This window comes from Alkalihalobacterium elongatum (assembly GCF_019024285.1).
GTDB classification, from domain to species: Bacteria; Bacillota; Bacilli; order Bacillales; family Bacillaceae_F; genus Alkalihalobacterium; species Alkalihalobacterium elongatum.
This window is the reverse complement of the sequence record NZ_WMKZ01000001.1, coordinates 551,138-570,580: the sequence shown is the minus strand read 5'-3', so window position 1 is coordinate 570,580 and position 19,443 is coordinate 551,138. Positions and strand designations below refer to the sequence as shown.

The following is a 19,443-nucleotide window of genomic DNA, read 5'->3' as shown; positions in this document are numbered from 1 at the left end:
ATTACTGCAGAACGTTTGCCGTTAGGAAGTGTAACGAACCATTTTATACACTCCATCTTCATAAGTGATGGAATGAATATGAAATCAGTTACAAGTTTAGTAGCGAAGGATTAGTCAACAAACAGGAAAGTCGAATAACTTTTTTGATTGGAGAGATATTCACTTAGCAAGGGAATATGAAAAAATGTTTCTTTTGTATATATCAAAACATAAGGCGATAATATTGCCAACAAGGTTTTTCGAATCAAAGGATAATCTTGATTTATTTAAGATAATTGTTTCTAACAATATTGAGCCAAATAAAATTAAGTTTAATTGATGTTCCTCAACAAACGGGAGCAAGAGTTGAAGAATAAAATGGGTTGCTGCGCTAACGGGTTCTGTCTTTGAGTACAAAACACATAAAAAGAATATATGACATTTAAAATACCATAGTCAATGTCTGTGACTATGGTATTTAAATTTTAAACAAGATATCTTTCCAATTGGTATACCATAATGATTTTTTTTGAAAATTGGCAATTAATTGTATGATAAAATTGAAATGATTTAGAAAAATTATGAACAAACATATAAATGTAAGGAGTATGGTTATGTATATATCAGAACTAAAAGTTACGAATTTCAGAGGGTTTCCTAGTGAGCCTACTGCGATTGAATTTAAAGAAGGAATCAACGTGATTATTGGTCAAAACAATGCAGGTAAGACCACAATAATTAAAGCTTTAGAAATCTTGTTTGATAATAAATCAACAAAGAAATTAAATATCAATGATTTTAATCACGATATTGAAATTGAAAAATTAAAATCTGTTCCACCAAAGATTTGTATATCTGCAAAATTATTAGAATCGGATAATGAAGAACCTTATTCAGATGAATTGGTCACTGTCTCAAACTGGTTAACTAATATCGGAACTCCTTATGAGGCAATTATTACTTTCGAATTTTTCTTGCCTGAGAATGAAGTAGATAAATATAAAAAATTAATAGGTAGTATGATAAGTACTGATATCAATGATTATTGGAAAGCAATTGAACAGCATTTTTTAAAGAAATTTGTTAGCAGAATTTATGTTGGAAATCCAGATCTACAAAATCAGGTGAATTCTTCAGAACTCTCAAGATTCGATTTTCAATTTCTAAGTGCGATAAGAGATGTAGAAAGGGATCTATTTAAAGGTAACAATGCACTTCTAAAAGAAGCAATTGATTTTTATATGGACTATGATATTAAAAATGATAGAGACTTAAATGAAAATGAAAAACTAGAGAAAATTCAATTTAAAAAAGATAGTTTCGCTCAAGATTCACGGCAGTTATTGAAATCTTTGAAAGATAGAATGAGTCAAGGTGAGGAACAGATTTTGAAGTATGTAAAAAGTACAGGCGCGGGTATCGACAACTCTAAGCCAATTTTTGAAGGTGAAATACTCGATACTGAATTATATTCGGCTTTAAGGTTAATTGTAGAAAAGGAGACTGGAATTAAATTACCGGCAACAAGTACTGGATTAGGTTATAACAATCTAATCTATATATCTTTACTACTTTCAAAAATGCAAAAAGATTCTTCTGGAGAGTATCTTGGATCAAATTCTAAAGTATTTTCAATTCTGGCAATTGAGGAACCTGAAGCTCATTTACATCCAAGTATGCAATATAAATTTTTACAATTTTTAAAAAGCAATAAAGAGTCTGAAGTAAGACAGATTTTTATAACCTCTCATTCTCCAAATATAACTGCTGCTTTAGATCTTGAAGATATAATTGTACTTCAAAAATTAAATATTGAAACTGAAGAATCTAAAGACGTAATAAAAGCTGCTTACCCACATAGAGTTTTTGAAACTAAAGAGGGTAATGCCCAGTATGAAGAGGATAAAAAGTCTAAGGATTATGTGAAAAGGTTTTTAGATGTAACTAAGGCAGATTTGTTTTTCGCTAAAAATATCATACTAGTTGAGGGGATAGCTGAACAACTAGTTGTACCAGAGTTTGCTAGGAAACTAGGCTTAGACTTGGAGGATAGTCATACAACAGTAATAAATATTGGGGGTAGATACTTCGATCATTTCCTTAAACTATTTGATATTGAAAAATCTCCATATGCAATTAATAAAAAAATAGCTTGTATTACGGATCTAGATCCAGTAAGAAAAAAATTAAACGAAGAATCATCAGATGATACACAAGATGAAGTAGATGGTGATTCAAGCAATTGGGAAAAATGCCAACCTATATTTTTAGGTTTAAATAATGAATTATACAAGTACAACAAAATCTCGAATAAACTTGTAAATAACAGTGAGAGCTATTCATCTAACATAAAGGTATTCTCACAACCAATTGGGTTGAGCTCGACTTTTGAATATGAATTGATTAGAAGAAATCCAACTACTAATGTTTTTGTGACAAGTTCAATTTCTAACAAAAAAGAGTTAACCGAACTATTTGAGATGGTTAATCGAAATGAAGCATTAGAAGAAATAATAAAAAGAATCAGGAAATCTAAATTTAAAACTGAGTTACTGGATTCGTTCCAATCTGGGGTCTTAGAGGATCATAGAGATAATAAAATAGCTCTTCTAGCAAGTAGGTATCTTTTATCTGTTAAAAAAGGAGAAGCTGCACAAGAAATTGCCTATTTAATTAGTACAGATAAAGAGGATTTAATTAGTCCTCCAGATTATATTAGTGAGGCGATAAAATGGATATCTCTGTAGCGATTGAATTAGAGTCTAGTATAAGTGAAATTCCTGTTGATGAAAACTTTAAACTTTATGCAGGTCCAGGTGCAGGTAAAACAACTTTTTTGACTAACCATATAAGACATATTCTCAAAAGTTCAAGAAAGCTAAAGAAAACTAGACAAATAGCGTGCATTACATATACTAATACCGCTGTAAATACTCTTGTGAAAAGGTTAGAAGGCTGTACAGATTTTACAGAAGTTAGCACTATTCATAGTTTTTGTTATAAGTACATTGTTAAGCCATATCTGTGGCTTTTAAATGAAGATTCAATTCCTTTAGATAAGATAGATGGTCACGAAGAAATTAAACTAAGAAGGAGCCAGTTAAGGGAATTTAAATCAAGTAGTCAGCAGTTACATTTTAATGATGACAAAGCTTTAGTAGAGGCATTGGGAAAACTAAAATGGGTGTTAGAAGATGGAGAACCTGTTCTTAAGTTTTTAAGATATACTGATGGGCGAATTGGAGAATATTCGATTAAGAAAAACTCATACATTCTCTATAAACAATTACATTGGTCGGAAGGAAAATTGAGTCACGATGATGTCCTATACTTTGCCTATAGAATAATAAAAGAAAAACCGGATGTCTTAAAAATCATAAGAGCTAGATTTCCTTATATTTTAATTGATGAATTTCAAGATACAAGTCCTATTCAAACCGAAATTATTAAAATGGTAGGTGAGAGAGAAACGTATATAGGTGTTATCGGTGATATATGTCAATCTATATATTCCTTCCAAGGTGCTAATGTCGATTTATTTAGAGAATTTACTTTAGATGATATGAAAGTATACATTTTGTCTGGGAATCGAAGATCCACAAATCAAATTATTAATGTATTGAACCATATGCGTGAAAGAGTAGATTTTAAGCAGCATTCACCTACTGATTTAGAAGGTCCAGCACCTATAATATTTATTGGAGATAAATCCGGATTAGACACTTTTTTAAAAGATAAGTTCGAGAAGGTTATGTTTTTATCGTATAAAAATATCAATCATACTAATGTAAATATTTTGTTGGAAGATTCCGACGGAGATAGAGGTTGGAGAATATATTATTTAGTTCAATCCCTGGAAGGAGCTAAAAACCTTGATATGAAACAGGCAATAAAATTTATGAGACAAGCCTATCGGAAGACAGAAGAATTTACTGAAAAAGAAGCTTTAGAAAATCTAAGAAGACTATTTAATAGTTACGATGACTTTCAAAATAAAAATATTACTCATTTACACAATGAATATATTGTTGGTCATTATCAAGTATCAGGTAAAATTACTAGAGGTAGAGTAAAAGCATTATACGATGGATTAACATATAAACAGCTTGTTACACAAATAAAGAATACGGAAACTGGGTCTATAGACTTCAAAACCATTCATCAATCTAAAGGTGAAGAATTTGATACTGTTTGTATAACTCTCCCTTCTGAAAAGGAAGGTAAAGAACTAGATTTCCTAATAAACCCTGATATGAATAAAGAATCTCATAGGGTTTACTATGTTGCAATGAGTAGAGCTCAGTATAAATTAATAATAAAATTGGAAGCTGTAAGTGCAGAAAATAAGTCGAAGCTTAAAAAAATAGGATTCGAAATTGTACAACTAAGATAAAGAGTTCATTCTTAAAAAAATTGTATAGGGTAGGAAAGTGTTTCTGGGACTTAAATGATGTATGTGTTGGCAGTATGTTTATTACTCACTTTGAATTAACCTTAAATGTGAAGCTGTGCATATAATTATATTTAGACATAATAGTAAAGCTACACTTATTGATAAAAGATGCAGGGGAGCTGGATAAGCAAACCCCATCTTTTTATAAAGGATTTTCTGAAATAACGAAGTAAGCAATGAAATTGTAAAAAAAGTGTACTTAAAGTAACGGAGCAGGATTGTTAAACAAGAGATTGGTTACGATTAAATCGAGGTGATAAAGTGGAAAATTCCAGCGAAGGTTTTCTTGATATAATCGGCTTAGAGAAATATACAAGAGAAAAGGCTAAATTACAGGTCTTAATTGATAATCCTTCAGGAGAACCTAATAAGGAAATCTTGTCAAATATATTTGAGTTTATAAAAAAGGTATATGGAACGGAAAGGTGCACTATTCTCTGGTGGGATTGGGATGTTCAATCCAATCCTGTTACGAAAATCATCAGTGTAGAGGATATTGAATTCTTGCATAATTTGTGGAAAAGAATTGCGGGCAACTATCTTTTGTTTTTGCCAGTGGAATTTGATGTAAAGAAATTTAATCAAAAGGTAAAGGATGAAGAAGAGTTTATTGGCTTGAGTTTAATTGCATATACCCATTTAATATTAAAGTCGCCAGATGCATATGAAGTATTTTATTTAAGCTTGGAAAAATGAAATATAATAAGCAGATTTTCTTCAACTAAAGGGGGCGATAGCTGAACAAAGCTGTCGCTTCTTCAACTATTGAGCAGTTTAGTAAAGTCGTTTTTAATTAATTAGGAGTGAAGTAAAATGCCAATAATAACAGTCAAAATTGCTAAGCGTAGAACGCTTGAACAAAAAAAGAATTTGTTGAAGCAATAACTAATGAAATAGTAAAAACACTTAATGTAAAAAAGAATGAATAACTGTATTATTTGATGAATATGAAAGAGGTAATTGGGCTACTGATGGACAGTTACACTCTATCAAATTTGGTGAGGGTTTTGGTAAACAAGGAACAGAATAAGAATTGCAGATTCTATTACTTTTAAAAAACAAGTGTACAAGGAGATTTGAATGAGAAATAACTTAGCTATTTTTTGTTTACTTTGTATTGTTTTAACAATGATTGGTTGTGAGGGGTCAGTCATTGTCAATAACAAAATTAATATAAATTTGAGTGAGGAATTGAGTAGAGAAAATATTGAAAAGTTAAGGTTATACCGAGATAAAAAGGAAAAGTATTTCATCGAAGAGAACAGGAACTCGATGAAAACATTCTTGGATAATGATAACTATTTATTACTTAATTCGGGAGCATTTCTCACTATAAATGATAATGGTGAAATAGTTAGGGTAATGGTTATAATTACGCAAACTAAAAGAGGGATTAGTTATGGAGATAGTAAGTCTGATGTTATAAAAGCATATGGACAGACTTATATCGAGCGTAATGAGTACGAATTAGATGTTGTTGAATACCAAGATAAAGACTCTAACGTAAGATTGGATTTTTGGCTGGATGATAATGGTGATGTTGAATATATTTTCGTTGGTAATATTGAAGTTCAGTAAGATATTTATATTCAATTAGATTGGATAATTATTCAACTAACGGGTAGCGATAGCATAATAAAGGCTATCGCTGTACTGCAAACGAAGCAGGTAAACTCAAGAAGAACAAAGTATAAAATATGATATGGTTTTGGGGGGATTACTCTGGATAGTGTCTTGTTAATTGGGGGGGTCTTGTATGGATATTTATAATGCAATTCCTAATAGATCGAACATTGAAAGGTATTGAGAAAAATACCTATAGGGAAGTTAAGTTAATTTTAGGAAGAAAGTTTCTGACTCTAATACTAACAGGTTTAGTAGCATCACTAATAGTTCCTTTTATTTTTCCTATAAATATGACAGGGTTTGAGGAAATATCAGATCGAAGTTTAAGAGTTATACTAGGTTCGTATTCCATTTTTCCTATGTTTTTTTATGGAGGTCTATTGATATATGGTTTACCTGTATCTTTGTTAATTGATATTTTTATCAAGAGACTCGAAGGAATAAATCGAGACATAGCATCATTTGTTCTATATGTAATCTCGTCAATTCCGATTATTTATATTGAGCCATTGTTTGGTATTTATTCACTTTGTTTAGCAATTAACTTCTTTATTGTGGAAACGATTATAAAAAGATTAAATGTAAAATATTACTGGAGAAGTTTTTTTGTCTTTACTGCAATAGCAATAGGAGTATGGTTTACATTTATCAAGATTAACTATAATTTCCTTTCTTAAACATTGTAAATAATTACACTAAAAATAACGGAGAGCGTTAGTTGAAGACTAAAATTTAAAATAGATGGAGAGGGTAGAAATGAGTGAACGTAAACCGAGATTGGCATTAACAGGTGCAATAATTATTTTAAGTTTTTCAATATATTTTTCTGCATTAAGCATTTCAAGTGCTATTAGAGATTCTTCCAATAGCAATGTAAATCAAGGAAGTTATGAATACGAATTAGGAAGATTTAATAATAATTTTGAAGAGTATATACGGATAATGGAAGATAACAGAAATAATTAGTCAACTCTTCAACTATCGAATGCCATAGCTTAATAGGCTATCATTGGTCTTTGATATGGTAATATTAGGTATAATTTATTGGTGGTGATTTTATATGGAACCTAAATGGCTTGAATGGGCGAAACAACTTCAATCCATTGCACAGGCAGGATTAACTTATTCGAAAGATGTATACGACTTGGAAAGATTTGAATTGATTAGAAATATTAGCGTTGAAATGTTGTCACTACATACGGACGTTAGTAAGACAGTAATAAAAGATTTGTTTGCCAATGAAACTGGTTATGCAACTCCAAAGGTAGATGTTAGGTCTGTTGTCTTTAAAGATAATAAAATTTTAATGGTAAGAGAAAACACAGATGGAGATTGGTCGTTACCAGGCGGTTGGGGCGATATAGGGTTAACTCCAAGCGAAGTTGCTATCAAAGAAGTAAAAGAAGAATCGGGGTTTGACGTAAAAGCAATAAAATTGATAGGGGTACTCGATATGAGATGTCATCCTCACCCTCCTTCTCCCTATCACATTTATAAAATGTTTATTCTATGTGAATTAATAGGAGGGCAAGCAAAAGAAGGAATTGAAACGAGTGCAGTTGAGTTTTTTGCTGAAAATGAACTACCACCATTATCGATAGCTAGAAATACGGAAACACAAATTAATTTGGCTTTTAAACATTTACATAATCCACAAGAATCTGTATATTTTGATTGATTTTAGAAGCGAAAATGGCAGCTAGTTGTTGCACTAACGGAAGCGTTTCTACAAGAAGTGGAGATTTTTTACTAACGGTCAGGTTTGTGGAAGAAGGAGAGAACCCAATGATTTTAGGTAATCCAATAGCAAGAGGTAATACTGCAAAGATTTATCTTTCCGATAACAAAATAGTTAAAATTTTTAATGATTTTTTGCCAGATACTGAATCAATAAAAGAAGCTAATAAACAAAGTTATGCCTATTCATGTGGACTTCCTGTACCTAAGATTTTAGAAGTTACGAAGATAAATGGAGAACAAGCAATCATAATGGAATATGTTAAGGGAGAAACATTAGGAGATTTAATGTTCAAAAATAAAGAACAAGCTGAATATTACATGAATGTTTCAGTCGATATGCAACTTAAAGTTCATAGCATTATTCCAGAGGGAATCGAATCAATGTACGATAAATTGTACAGTCAGATTGAAACGGTGAATAATTTAGATAAAAAACAAAAATCTTACATGTTAAATAAATTGGGGTCATTTTCATACGAGAATAGGCTCTGTCATGGTGACTTTCATTTATTTAATTTGATTAAGACAGAGACTCAAGTGGTAGTTATAGATTGGGTTGATTCGAGTGCAGGAGATATTCGTGCTGATATATATCGAACATATCTTTTATATTCCCAATTTTCGTCTGAATTAGCTGATATGTACTTACGACTTTATTGTGAAAAGAGTGGGCTTTTAAGGTCTGAAGTTTCTCAATGGGCTCCTATCATTGCTGGAGCAAGATTATCTGAAAGTGTTTCTTCGGAGAATTCAGAACGACTTATGGAGATAATAAATAACTACTGCCCTATAATATAACAACATTATGTGCGTAATTTCTATTAAACTAACGGAGGCGTTAGTGACACAACATCCAAGTCTGTTGTTGTGGTAAATGAGGTCATTTGTAGTACAAAAAAGAATAGGTAAAGCAGATGTATTAACTGCTCTTCTATTCTTCTTCTTTCTCCCCTTTTATAATGTGTGATCTTTTATAAATTGAGTAAAATATAAAAGGTATTAATTATATACTTGACTTTTAATAAAAGACCGATACTACGCAGAAGGAATTCCAAACTAGTATAGATTAACAAACGGAGAATAGATACGAGTATTTTTACTCTTTTCATGAACTAATTTGTTATTTTCTGGTATTATTTATATAAAGATACTTGATATTGTGAAGGTTTTCACATAAAATAACGGGCAGTTTAGTTCCATAAGAAGGAACAATATTGTTCTATGTTGAATCAAGAAAAAAGGGTATTTGAGTTTGGGGCAAGTAGGGTGTTTAAAGTCTTTAATAACTAGTGTCATTGGATATTTTTCCCCCCATTTTCGAGTTGCGGATTAAAAGTCGGTTGTTAAGCCGACGAGATATATAAAAGGAGTTGTTCGAATGGCGATTTTTCAAGAAGCCTTTTTCATACCTGATGAAATAATGAAGAAGGTTACTACGGGAGATTATAAGATATTTGGTGGCGAGGTTCGTAATAACAAAGGGCAAATTGTAAAACTTCTTAGACCTGTCAGCAAGTTGGAGGCTACTTTATACTATGGATGGAAGTATAGGAAGCCCCTTTTTATGGTGGGTAAGTTAGGTATGGCCGGTGTAAAAAGTTATATTAAATCAAAGAAACAACAAGAGCCTGATGTTGTCGTAAAATTTAGAGAAGCTCTAAAGGTCTACCTAAACGCTGTGCGCAAGGGTGCTCTTACAATGGAGATAATTTCAGATATGATGGAATGTTTGGGTGAACTGAAAATGTATCCTAATTTTGAAGTAGTACTTTCAATTGAGGAGTTGGATGTGCTTTTGAATCGAATGTATGAGTACACAAAAAAACTTGCAGTAGATAATGCGATTGAACTAACCAGTCTAGAGAAAGAAACACCTTCGCAATTTGAGAGTCCAATTATAAATCTGCAGCGTAATCTTGAAACACAAAAGCGCATTTTTGAACTTGCTTCTTAGATTAAAGCAATAGTGAGTAAGCCACCATATGGAACAATTATGACTATAGTTAATTTACTAAATGAATTGTGATATCTGAATATATCGTTTTATTAAAAAAAGCTCAATCGAGCTGAACAAGATAGATAGTAGTATCTAAGGAGGAAGGCAATTGGGTAAAAGGAAAAAGCCACCTACTAAAATTGGTCCAGATAAAGGGCTAGCTGAGCAGGAGATATATAATTTAAATAAAGAATTTTATAATGATTATGCAAAAGATTACTTCGGGACTAAACTAGTTCTTTTATCTTCAATTTTGTCCAACCCTGATAAATTTATTGATGTGCTTCATGATGGTGAAGATGTTAAGGTTGGTGTTTTAAGCTATAAACTTGATGAAGATGATTTGACAAAAAATGAGCTTGAGAAGTTTGCACGGCTGGAACTAGCTACAACGTATTACCATTGTCTCGAAACGTTTCTAAGATTATTTTTAGCCCATGTATCTATCCCTGCATGTCCATGGTTAGAAATATCAAGGGATACTGATTTTAGAAAGTTCAAAAAAACAGTATCAGAATTACTTGAAGATAATTATAAATATGATGATACGCAGTTCACTGTTGTGGAAAACCTTTTATATGTGTTTTATGGTAATTACCAAGAAGAAACTTTTAGCCAACAGGGTATTAGTATGGAAGAAGCAAAAGACATATTGATGAAATGGATCAAATGGGCAGCCAAAGATTTTATATCTGTATATGATTATAATGCTTTTAAGCATGGATTAACCGTATCTACAGATACTCAAGGATTAACCATTGGTCGTGTAGATGAAACCTTTAAATTAGAAGAACGTGGGGATGCTTTAAAATTTATTGCTAAAAAACAGAAAACAGAAAGATGGGTTTGGGAAAAAAATATGTGTTTACTCCACTAGATTTTAGAGCAGTTGCAATTAATATATATAGTGGTTTAATAAATAATTTGCTTAAAGTTGGAAGGGTCACTTATTTAAAAGAAGAACAACTTGACAAAATGCTTTTCCTTGGAGGAAAGGATGCAGTACCAGAACACTTCCATCAAATGGTTAAAACAGAAAACGAACTTGGCATTTCTCTTCAAGGTTATTCAATGGAATTACTGTACTATAGACTTGATAAATAAAGAACTATCATTTATAACAAGATCTTTGCCGCACAGTACAACGATACTGGTAATGATTATATATCTTAGGGACGATCACTTTTATGGGTGGTCGTCTTTCGTATTTGACCCATACTGCGCAGTATGGGTCTTACTTTGAAATTCACAATAAATAAAAATTATTTTTGTGATTATATTGAACCAGTTTAATTTCAAAGAGGGTGCAGTTTAAATCTTTACAACTATGACAGTTTGGTATCACTCCACATAACATTTTCATTTTACATTGGACGATTAACCCATGTATTCATATTGTTTTTTATTTCTATTGAATAAAGTTATGTTATTATTTAAGTGAATTAGTTACCATTAATTTAAACTCTTATGGCTGTAGTTTCGGAGGTTGGTTAAATGAAAGCAAATGAAATAACTACTGTACTAAATCATTTAAAAGACTCCAGTTATCAAAGGGTATTAATCAATGGTAACTGGGGAATCGGAAAGACTAAATATGTTACCGATTTTAAAAATCAATACTCGAATGCTTGTTATGTATCATTATTTGGCAAAAAGGATATTGATAGTTTAATTCAAGAAATATATTTTCGTATCATTGAAAACACTCCCCAAGGTACATTAAAAAAAGCTTCTAGTGTTTTAAGGGAAAAATTAACTAGTGTAAACATTCAATTCGCTGGGGTATCTCTCTCAATGCCAGTTATTGAGGATTTAAATAATACCCTAAATAAAGAACTAGAAAAGAAAGAAACATTTATAATTATTTTTGATGATTTAGAAAGGAAACACGATAACCTTAGTATAAAAGAAATATTAGGCTTAATTGATAGCCTTTCTAAAATAGAGAATATAAAAACGGTTCTTATTGCAGCTAAAGACCAAATGGAGGAAAAGGACAAAGAAGTTTTTAAAAAGTATCAAGAGAAAGCTATCGATCGAACCTACACGATAGAGGAATATGCAGATGATGCACCTGTTAATATCCTTGAAGAACAAGTATGGAACGTCATAAGTGTTCTAGCAGAAAACTTTAAATTTAATAACTTGAGGACTTTTGAAAAGACAAACCTCTTTATAAAAGAAGTAGTGGATATCCTGGGTGAGGAAGTCTTTACTGAAAAATTTACCACAAATGATCTCTACCGTATGTGTTATGCAACAGTTTTCTATAATATCGAACACAAAAGTGAAATGATTTTACTTGATACTAAAGAAACTAAGAGCGATTTTAGAAATGCTTATTATACAAGTGGAGAAAGTGGAGTTATAGAATATTTAACTAACTATATTTTAAAAAACTCACTGGATAATGCGATGAGTAAAAATATTTTTCATCATATTAAAAAGTGGTATGAAACAGGTTCATATTCAAGAGAAAAAATTGTTAATATAATCACTTCAATTAATAGCTATGAAGAGAAACCAAGAAATTTCTTTTCTTCCGAACAGGAGATACTTGAACTTATTGACCATGCAAGAAATTATATCAAAAATATAAACGGTAATGAATCAATTGAAGAAGTTATATCTAGGTTATCTACTTCTTTTGCATGGTGTGATGTTTTATCAGTGGATTTTGGGATTAGTAATGAGGAAATCGTTACTAACGTAAAAAACAATATTTCACAAAGTATTGATATAGAAAAGAATGCTTTTCAAAATGAAATTAATTTATGGCATTTTCATATTGAAAGTGAAGAAGCCTTAAAGGTAGTAAGGTTGATAAATGAAGAGTTTAAAATCGAATATTATAACCAATTATTACAACGTATAGAGAAATGCTTTTATGAAGGTTCTTACCACAAATATACTTACATAAAAGATTTATCTGATTCAATTATTTCTCTTAAAGAAAAGACAATTAGGGATAAAATATTAAAATCCCTGAGTGAAAACCGATACTTTTTTCCTATCCCTTCAGGGCAGATTACTGAAGAACTTTGGAACTGGTGTCACAGAATTAATAGGCTAATTAAAAACATCAACCAAGATTGGGAACAAGAAGGTTATTATGGTACTTTTCTGGCATTTTTTATTGACTTAGAAGAAACCAAAAATGATAAGATGCTTCAGCATAGATTAAACCATTTATTTGGTATAATTCAATAACAAAAGTGAGGTTAAGATTGGTTTAACGGTAGGATATTGTTCATTGGAAGAAAAACCAACAGATCCACTTGCTTTGCAGTAAAACAATACTAGTAACACATCTAGAAACAATCAATTTTGGGTTTGTCATCTTTCTTACTAGTAATTCGGTGAATCTGTAAAAGAATATACTTAAAGTATAGGAGAAGTACAACGATGAACGTAAATTTATAAATATTACCGCGCGTTAAATTAAAATAAATAATTAAGCTACGGAGAGGATCTGCATAATTTACTGAACCTTTTTATAACTAACTCAGTAAACAATTCCAAGTTTATAGTATTCTCAAAATAGATTAGAGCTTTGGAGGATTAATATGGAGGAAGAAAAAATAACTACAAGTCTAATAAAGGATTTGATTCCTTTAATGGGTGTAATTGTCGGTGGTCTATTAACTATATTGGGTGCTTTAATTCAAAGGTGGATAAGTGACAGGAAGGAGAAAAAAGAAACTCTAAGAGCAAAACTAGAGTATATGTATGAAACAGTAGATGAACTAAGCAGTTTAATAGAAAGAGGTCCAAAGAGTGATTCAGATAATCACCGACCATTTGATGCTAGTTTTCACGGTATAAGAAATCAATTGGATACAATAGCAAATTTCTGTACTGAAACAAAAAAGATTATTAATAAACTTTTTTTAACGAACAACATATACTATAAATTTTATGGTATCGCTAAATTCTTGGAAACTTAAAGTTGTAGAATTTTTCCCTTTTAGAGGAGATTGCAAACTTTCAAGGATAGTATCAATAAGTTCAATATTAATCCAAGAAAATTTTTGTTTAACAAAATCGAAATCATCATTCCAATTTGTATCAACAGGTGGTGTCTGAAAATAACTACTCATTGTTTACCTCCTTATATATGGTGCTATTACACAACATTTTTGGTGCGACAAAATCTAAATGATCCCTTTTATAATTGTTATACAACCTAAGATTAAAGACAAGTAAAAAGTTATTCCCTATTTATAGGGAACAAAACAATTCAAAATTTAATTTTAGTACACTATGTTTAACTTTAGTCACTAAGTAAGGAGGGAAATATGGATAAAGACTTCAAAAGTCCACTTGAATTAGCTGAAGAATTTCTATATAAAAGAATAGATGAGAAAGAGTACATCCGGCGTAGAGGGAACTATAAAAAATGGGTAGAAGCAGAGTTATTAGTTCGAGAGCCAATGGCATTTAGTCTTTTGTTAAAGCAACTTTGCCGAGTCTATAGAGTAAATTTAATGAGAGCAATTAACGAATTAAGCGAAAGTGATATTATCAAAATGTTTAACCCTGCAAGAATTAAAAGTAACTCATCAATTTCAAATTTGGCAATACGTATGGGGCTACTCTCTTGTTCCGTTTTCCCCTGATCAAAATAATATTCCTTCATATTAGCCATCTCCAATTTTTTCCTTATCTGGGTAAATCTAATATTTGACTATTTAGTTTAATTATATGACGTAAGCAAAAAATACTTTAACTAATACTTTAACTAATAATTTAACTAATACTCTAACTAATACTATACAATTGAATTGATGAGGAAGGTAGAATAATTTTCCATTATTTACCGAGTTATAAAGAATTTTGTGTTTATGTTTTATAAAAAAGTGTGAATGCGCCTACTCTTTATTTAATATTTTATTGAAAAATTTCCTGTAAAACAAATTCAACCATGTAGGGTGTAATTAAACGGCGAAATGACAGGAAACAGCGAATAATTCCTTTTCACTGTCTCCTGTCATTTTTTTATTTTGAGGTTAGCTTTCTGGTAATACCTTTCTTCCAAACCCTCCCGTATTCACTCTCACTCCATACTCCTACGACACTTCCGCTAGTTGTCTTCCCATTCATTGTTTCGATTCAAAAAAATCATTTGTACCTAATTGATTTCAGTATCCATTAAAATTTTTGCCAATTCATCAAGTGGCGGAACATACCTTAATGTTGTAGACAGTATTTTATGGCCAAGTTGGTGCTGGATCTCAACGATGTTCATGCCACTAGTTTGCATCAGATATCCAGCAGTTCGTCTTAGATCGTGTGGGGTAACAGTACGTGATAAGCCAGCTTCAATACATAAATCTCTTATTTTTTTTTGTAGCTGCTTTGCTGACAAATGTTTGTTTTTATAGAAGAATAGAGTTGGAACTTCGTTTCTATTAGCCCAAGATTTAAAGTATGGGTGTCCAACATAACGTTGCAATTCAGCTGCTAACGCTGTTGTAACTGTGGTAGAACGTACTTCACCTTTCTGTTCTCGGTTGAGAATAACCATTCTTGTTTCCAAATCGATATTTTTTAACGGCATGAGTCTTGTTTCTGAATTTCTTAAACCTGTTATAAGCATAAACCAAACCAATACGAAATCTTGCCGGAAGAAAGGGTCTCTTTTCAGTGCAGCATGTAACAAGTTTAGACATTCTTCTTTGGATAATGCAGTGTTTTTCATGGGGCGTTGATAATAGGGATTTTTATAATATGCCATAGGATGCGTTTCGATAAGTTCCATTTCATAAAGAAAACGAAAAAAATTCTTTAAGGAACTAATTGATTTTCTAAAACGTCATAAAGAAAAATTTGTAAAAAAGAAAAAAGAGTTAGGCCCATCATTTAATCCAAATGATCTGGTTTTTTACAACACGAAAGGAAATTATTTGGATGTAAGAGATTTAGGAAGAGCCTATAAAAAAGCTGTAAAAGAAGCAAGTTTACCGGATAGTCGTTTTCATGACTTACGCCACAGTCATGCTACGATTTTGCTTCAAAACAACGTTCATCCCAAAGTGGTCAGTGAGCGCTTAGGACATACGAAAGTAAGTATTACACTTGACCTGTATAGTCATGTAAACCCATTACTCCAAGATGGTGCTGCTCAAGCGTTCGATGACGCATTCTAAAAAGAATGGGCACCTCTAGGGCACCCATTGCTCGATTTTATGCATGTATGTAGGTTGTGGTTGAAAGTATCGAAACTCTCAAAACCCTTGATATATAAGCAATTGGCGGGACTGTGTGGGAATCGAACCCACCAGAGACAGCACGTGCCTCTCGAGAGGTTTTGAAGACCTTGGGGGACACCAGTACCCCAGCCAGCCCCGTATAGAAAATTGTGGACAACTAAACACTATTATAGTATTTTATGTCATGTTTTTTCAAGAGTTGTTTTTTTGAAACATTAGGTTGACGCTAGAGTCTTCAATACCTATACTTAAAAAGTTATCAATCTATACATAAATTAGGTGAGTAAAATGGATTTTGATATTCAATATTTATCATTTTTTGTTATTGATAGTGAAGAACAGGGTGAACAAGGGGCTAAAAGCTATAAACATTATCAAACATTAGATGAAGTAACTTACTCTAATCATCCTCTAAGTGATTTTTTAGAGGGGGAGTTAATGAAGATTTCCAAACGAAAAGTTGAAAGACATCCTAAATCCGAACAAGTTCCTACGAAAATTGGGCGATTTCTTGTAGAAGAGGGCTATGATTTAGCATCAAACCCAAACTACAATCAATTTAATAAAATTCGAAGTGCATCTACGTCGGACGAATTTCAGCATAGTTGTGAACAATTGGTTAGGTCTTATATGGATACGAGTTCGATCCGGGGCGGAGCGTTAATTGTAGCGCGAGCGAAATTGAATAAGTATTTTGATGAGCCATTTGTCTTCGTATTAAAGTGTGACTTTGAGCCTAAAGTGGCAACGATTACGGATGAAAGAAGCTTAATACAACAAGTAGAAATGGCGATTACAACCAAAAATATGAAATCGATCCAATACCCTTTTATGCCAGAAGAAGGGATGGTCGAAGAATGGGAGTTGAAAATTCACCAATCATCTCACTCCCGATATTTTGAGGACTTTCTAAAGTTTGTAGAGTATGAGCGATCAATGCCTGAAATCGTTAAAGATCAAGTGATTACATTGGCAAAGCAGTATTATGAAGACACGGGAGTTATGCCTAACCTGAAAATTACAGAGCCTGAGGAAGAAGAAACGGTAGAAACCGAAGAAACGGAAGCTATAAGTCCTTCTGAAGCGCCATCACCAGCACCACAAACAGATTTCGATACAACGATGGAAGTATGGGCGACAACGCCAAAACGGGAACTCCAAGAGCAGTGGTCAGCTGAACAAGTCATGGAAGCGTCTTATCATCTTGTCGAGCAAATTCCAGAATTAGACTTATCGTTTAAATTGGACCATATTGGCATTAAAGCACTTCTTTCTGACTTTGGTGTCAACGTTCATATAGGAAAACAAAATGGTCGTTATTATGTATTATTAGAAGGGGACAAGCTTGAGTTTGGCAAAGGGGCGTCACCTGTTGAGTTTTTAAGACCGAATGAGATGAAAGATATCATCGATAAGATTGGGAAGTAGTCGGCTGAATGAGAATTTAAAATTGAGGGCTAATATTCGATTGTACCAACACCTAAATGGATGAAGTTTCAAATTATCAGCATAGAAACTTTTTGATGGCAGACAATAAGGGTGAGGTGGTGGAGCGATGAATAAAGAAATTACGACGGCAGTAGCGACGATTGGTCTTGCCCAATTGCTAAAATTTCCTTTAAATAAACAAGCAACAGGGCAGTGGAACTGGAAATCTGTAATTGAAAGTGGGAATATGCCTAGCTCACACTCTGCAGGAGTAACTGCTTTAGCTACTTATGTTGGTTTAAAAAAGGGATTTACTTCTGTCGATTTTGCCTTAGCAGCAGTGTTTGGAATGATTGTTATGTATGATGCACAAGGTATTCGAAGACAAGCGGGGGAATTATCGATAAAGGTAAATCATCTTGATGATGAAATTGAAAGGTTAGCAGGACATGACAGGCATGCTGCTCATGAAGAAGAGGACCGAAAGTTAAAAGAGATGCTCGGGCACCAGCCACGAGAAGTATTTGCTGGAGCTTTATTAGGTGCTTTTACGGGAGCGTTAAGTTACTTATTAAATAAAAATTAGAGGCTATCTCCACTGGAGTAATAGCCTCTTTTTTTATTAGGTTTTTTGTTTATTTTCAATTGGTAGCTGAACTGTAACGCTAGTTCCTTTACCTAGTTCGCTATCAATATGAAGAGAACCATTATGATTTTGAATAATCTTATAAGAAACAGTCATACCTAGTCCAGTCCCCTTTTCTTTCATTGTAAAGAATGGTTCGCCAATTTTCTGGAGCCGTTCCTTCTCGATACCACAGCCTTTATCTATAACTTGGACACATATCTTGTCTTTCTCATTAAAAATTCTAACAGTAATTACATCGCCTTCTTTTGAAGCTTCAATCGCATTTTTAATAATATTGATAAATACTTGTTTTAGGTGATAAGCTTCACAATCTATGAGGGGTAAGTTGTTTTCAGCATGAATCTCTAACTTAACACCAGACATTTTTGCTTCAGACGTCATTAAATCAATAACACTGCGAAGTAAACTGACAATATTATTTTTGGTGAATGCTTCTTTTTGTGGTTTTGCAATTAATAGGAGCTCGTTTACAATAATGTTAATTCGCTCTAGTTCTTTATCCATAATACCTAAATAAAAGTTATTGTCCCCTTTATTCTCTTGAATTAACTTAACAAAGCCTTTCAATGATGTGAGCGGGTTACGAATTTCGTGAGCTACCCCAGCTGCTAGCTGGCCAACGACAGATAGTTTTTCATTTTTTGCAATCAAGTCTTCTGCTTTTTTTATGTCAGTAATGTCTCTACCAATAACAAATAGGGCTTTACGCTTTCCTTCTTTTGTGAATAGAGGAACTTTAATAACTTGAAAAATTCTTTCCCCTTCTTCTAGTTGCAGAATTTCCTCAAATTGAATCGGTTTTCCTTTTGTCCATGCTTCCTCGTCAGTTCTTACACATTCTAGGAAATGGTCACGGTAGCTAGGATATAATTGACTTAGCTCAGCATCGTTTTTTCCAGAGTAGTCTTCCTCATTAAGGTCATACAGTTTATAAGCAAAATCGTTTAATTCGAGCCAACGATTTTCGCCATCTTTTATAGAGATAAAGTCTGACATGGCATTAATAAATGAGGAAAGCATTTCACGCTCTTCTTCAACTTGTTGCATCTTGTATTGATTTTTAAATAATATAAAAAATAAAATACCCGAAAAGATGATAAAAAACCATCCTTTAAACGTCCTCCAAATAGTGTTTAAATTATTGTATTGTTCCATATAGGTTAGGACTAAATCCGTACTTAGTATCCAGATGAGCCCTAACGCAATATATAATAATGGGATTTTATAATAGGGTTTTGATTTAAATAAACGTATTAATGCGTTCATACTATCCGCCTTCCTTAATGGATTCAAAAATTATTATAACACTTGTTTATCCATAAATAATAAGATATTAATGTAAATCTTTTAGCTTCTGATT

The 19,443-nt window shown here is 32.3% G+C and carries 20 protein-coding genes and 1 tRNA gene; 18 read left to right on the top strand and 3 right to left on the bottom strand.

Features of this window, described 5'->3' with window-relative positions; all coding sequences use genetic code 11:
* The first annotated feature begins 109 nt into the window (after positions 1-109).
* From GKP30_RS23970 to GKP30_RS02850, 15 genes are all read left to right on the top strand, one after another.
* Positions 110-319, top strand: a complete 210-nt coding sequence (locus GKP30_RS23970) for a YcxB family protein (RefSeq protein ID WP_216828089.1) — start codon at positions 110-112, stop codon at positions 317-319.
* 274 nt (positions 320-593) lie between these two features.
* Positions 594-2,726, top strand: coding sequence for an ATP-dependent nuclease (locus GKP30_RS02920; RefSeq protein WP_216827871.1), 2,133 nt, complete (start codon positions 594-596; stop codon positions 2,724-2,726).
* Entirely contained in the window at positions 2,711-4,372 is a 1,662-nt protein-coding gene (locus GKP30_RS02915; protein ID WP_216827870.1) for a UvrD-helicase domain-containing protein, read from the top strand. Before GKP30_RS02920 ends, GKP30_RS02915 begins: the two co-directional genes overlap by 16 nt.
* A 321-nt stretch (positions 4,373-4,693) precedes the next feature.
* Positions 4,694-5,128, top strand: coding sequence for a hypothetical protein (locus GKP30_RS02910; RefSeq protein WP_216827869.1), 435 nt, complete (start codon positions 4,694-4,696; stop codon positions 5,126-5,128).
* 384 nt (positions 5,129-5,512) lie between these two features.
* A complete protein-coding gene (locus GKP30_RS02900) occupies positions 5,513-6,010 on the top strand; it encodes a hypothetical protein (protein WP_216827868.1) in 498 nt (165 codons plus the stop codon).
* 191 nt (positions 6,011-6,201) lie between these two features.
* Positions 6,202-6,735 carry a hypothetical protein gene (locus GKP30_RS02895; protein ID WP_216827867.1) on the top strand — a complete coding sequence of 178 codons (534 nt, stop codon included), beginning with the start codon at positions 6,202-6,204 and terminating at the stop codon, positions 6,733-6,735.
* A 79-nt stretch (positions 6,736-6,814) separates the two neighbouring features.
* Positions 6,815-7,024: a hypothetical protein gene (locus GKP30_RS02890; protein ID WP_216827866.1), complete on the top strand. Its 210-nt coding sequence runs from the start codon at positions 6,815-6,817 to the stop codon at positions 7,022-7,024.
* Between the two features lie 94 nt (positions 7,025-7,118).
* Entirely contained in the window at positions 7,119-7,736 is a 618-nt protein-coding gene (locus GKP30_RS02885) for an NUDIX hydrolase (protein WP_216827865.1), read from the top strand.
* Positions 7,737-7,843: 107 nt separating this feature from the next.
* The gene (locus tag GKP30_RS02880; protein WP_216827864.1) at positions 7,844-8,596 is read left to right on the top strand and encodes a phosphotransferase family protein; all 753 of its coding nucleotides are present in this window, start codon (positions 7,844-7,846) and stop codon (positions 8,594-8,596) included.
* Between the two features lie 580 nt (positions 8,597-9,176).
* Positions 9,177-9,752, top strand: a complete 576-nt coding sequence (locus GKP30_RS02875; protein WP_216827863.1) for a hypothetical protein — start codon at positions 9,177-9,179, stop codon at positions 9,750-9,752.
* 151 nt (positions 9,753-9,903) lie between these two features.
* Positions 9,904-10,671 (top strand): hypothetical protein, encoded by a 768-nt coding sequence (locus tag GKP30_RS02870; RefSeq protein WP_216827862.1) that lies wholly within the window; start codon positions 9,904-9,906, stop codon positions 10,669-10,671.
* On the top strand, positions 10,656-10,898 hold the full coding sequence (locus GKP30_RS02865) for a hypothetical protein (RefSeq protein ID WP_031537207.1): 243 nt from the start codon (positions 10,656-10,658) through the stop codon (positions 10,896-10,898). Before GKP30_RS02870 ends, GKP30_RS02865 begins: the two co-directional genes overlap by 16 nt.
* Positions 10,899-11,288: 390 nt before the next feature.
* Entirely contained in the window at positions 11,289-13,004 is a 1,716-nt protein-coding gene (locus GKP30_RS02860) for a KAP family NTPase (protein ID WP_216827861.1), read from the top strand.
* Between the two features lie 356 nt (positions 13,005-13,360).
* Entirely contained in the window at positions 13,361-13,741 is a 381-nt protein-coding gene (locus GKP30_RS02855; protein WP_216827860.1) for a hypothetical protein, read from the top strand.
* Between the two features lie 351 nt (positions 13,742-14,092).
* Positions 14,093-14,413 carry a hypothetical protein gene (locus GKP30_RS02850; RefSeq protein ID WP_216827859.1) on the top strand — a complete coding sequence of 107 codons (321 nt, stop codon included), beginning with the start codon at positions 14,093-14,095 and terminating at the stop codon, positions 14,411-14,413.
* 512 nt (positions 14,414-14,925) lie between these two features.
* Here the strand turns inward: GKP30_RS02850 and GKP30_RS02845 are convergent.
* Entirely contained in the window at positions 14,926-15,495 is a 570-nt protein-coding gene (locus GKP30_RS02845; RefSeq protein WP_268884652.1) for a tyrosine-type recombinase/integrase, read from the bottom strand.
* A 97-nt stretch (positions 15,496-15,592) separates the two neighbouring features.
* On the opposite strand from GKP30_RS02845, the gene GKP30_RS02840 reads away from it, so the two are divergent.
* The gene (locus tag GKP30_RS02840; RefSeq protein ID WP_216828088.1) at positions 15,593-15,943 is read left to right on the top strand and encodes a tyrosine-type recombinase/integrase; all 351 of its coding nucleotides are present in this window, start codon (positions 15,593-15,595) and stop codon (positions 15,941-15,943) included.
* Positions 15,944-16,046: 103 nt separating this feature from the next.
* On the opposite strand, the gene GKP30_RS02835 is transcribed toward GKP30_RS02840, so the two are convergent.
* Positions 16,047-16,143: transfer RNA gene (locus tag GKP30_RS02835), tRNA-Sec, on the bottom strand.
* A 151-nt stretch (positions 16,144-16,294) separates the two neighbouring features.
* Between GKP30_RS02835 and GKP30_RS02830 the strand changes: the two genes are divergently transcribed.
* Positions 16,295-17,434 (top strand): DUF3900 domain-containing protein, encoded by a 1,140-nt coding sequence (locus tag GKP30_RS02830; RefSeq protein ID WP_216827857.1) that lies wholly within the window; start codon positions 16,295-16,297, stop codon positions 17,432-17,434.
* Positions 17,435-17,561: 127 nt separating this feature from the next.
* A complete protein-coding gene (locus tag GKP30_RS02825; RefSeq protein ID WP_216827856.1) occupies positions 17,562-18,020 on the top strand; it encodes a divergent PAP2 family protein in 459 nt (152 codons plus the stop codon).
* A 36-nt stretch (positions 18,021-18,056) separates the two neighbouring features.
* Here GKP30_RS02825 and GKP30_RS02820 read toward each other — a convergent pair whose 3' ends face one another.
* Positions 18,057-19,349: an ATP-binding protein gene (locus tag GKP30_RS02820; RefSeq protein ID WP_216827855.1), complete on the bottom strand. Its 1,293-nt coding sequence runs from the start codon at positions 19,347-19,349 to the stop codon at positions 18,057-18,059.
* Positions 19,350-19,443 lie beyond the last annotated feature (94 nt).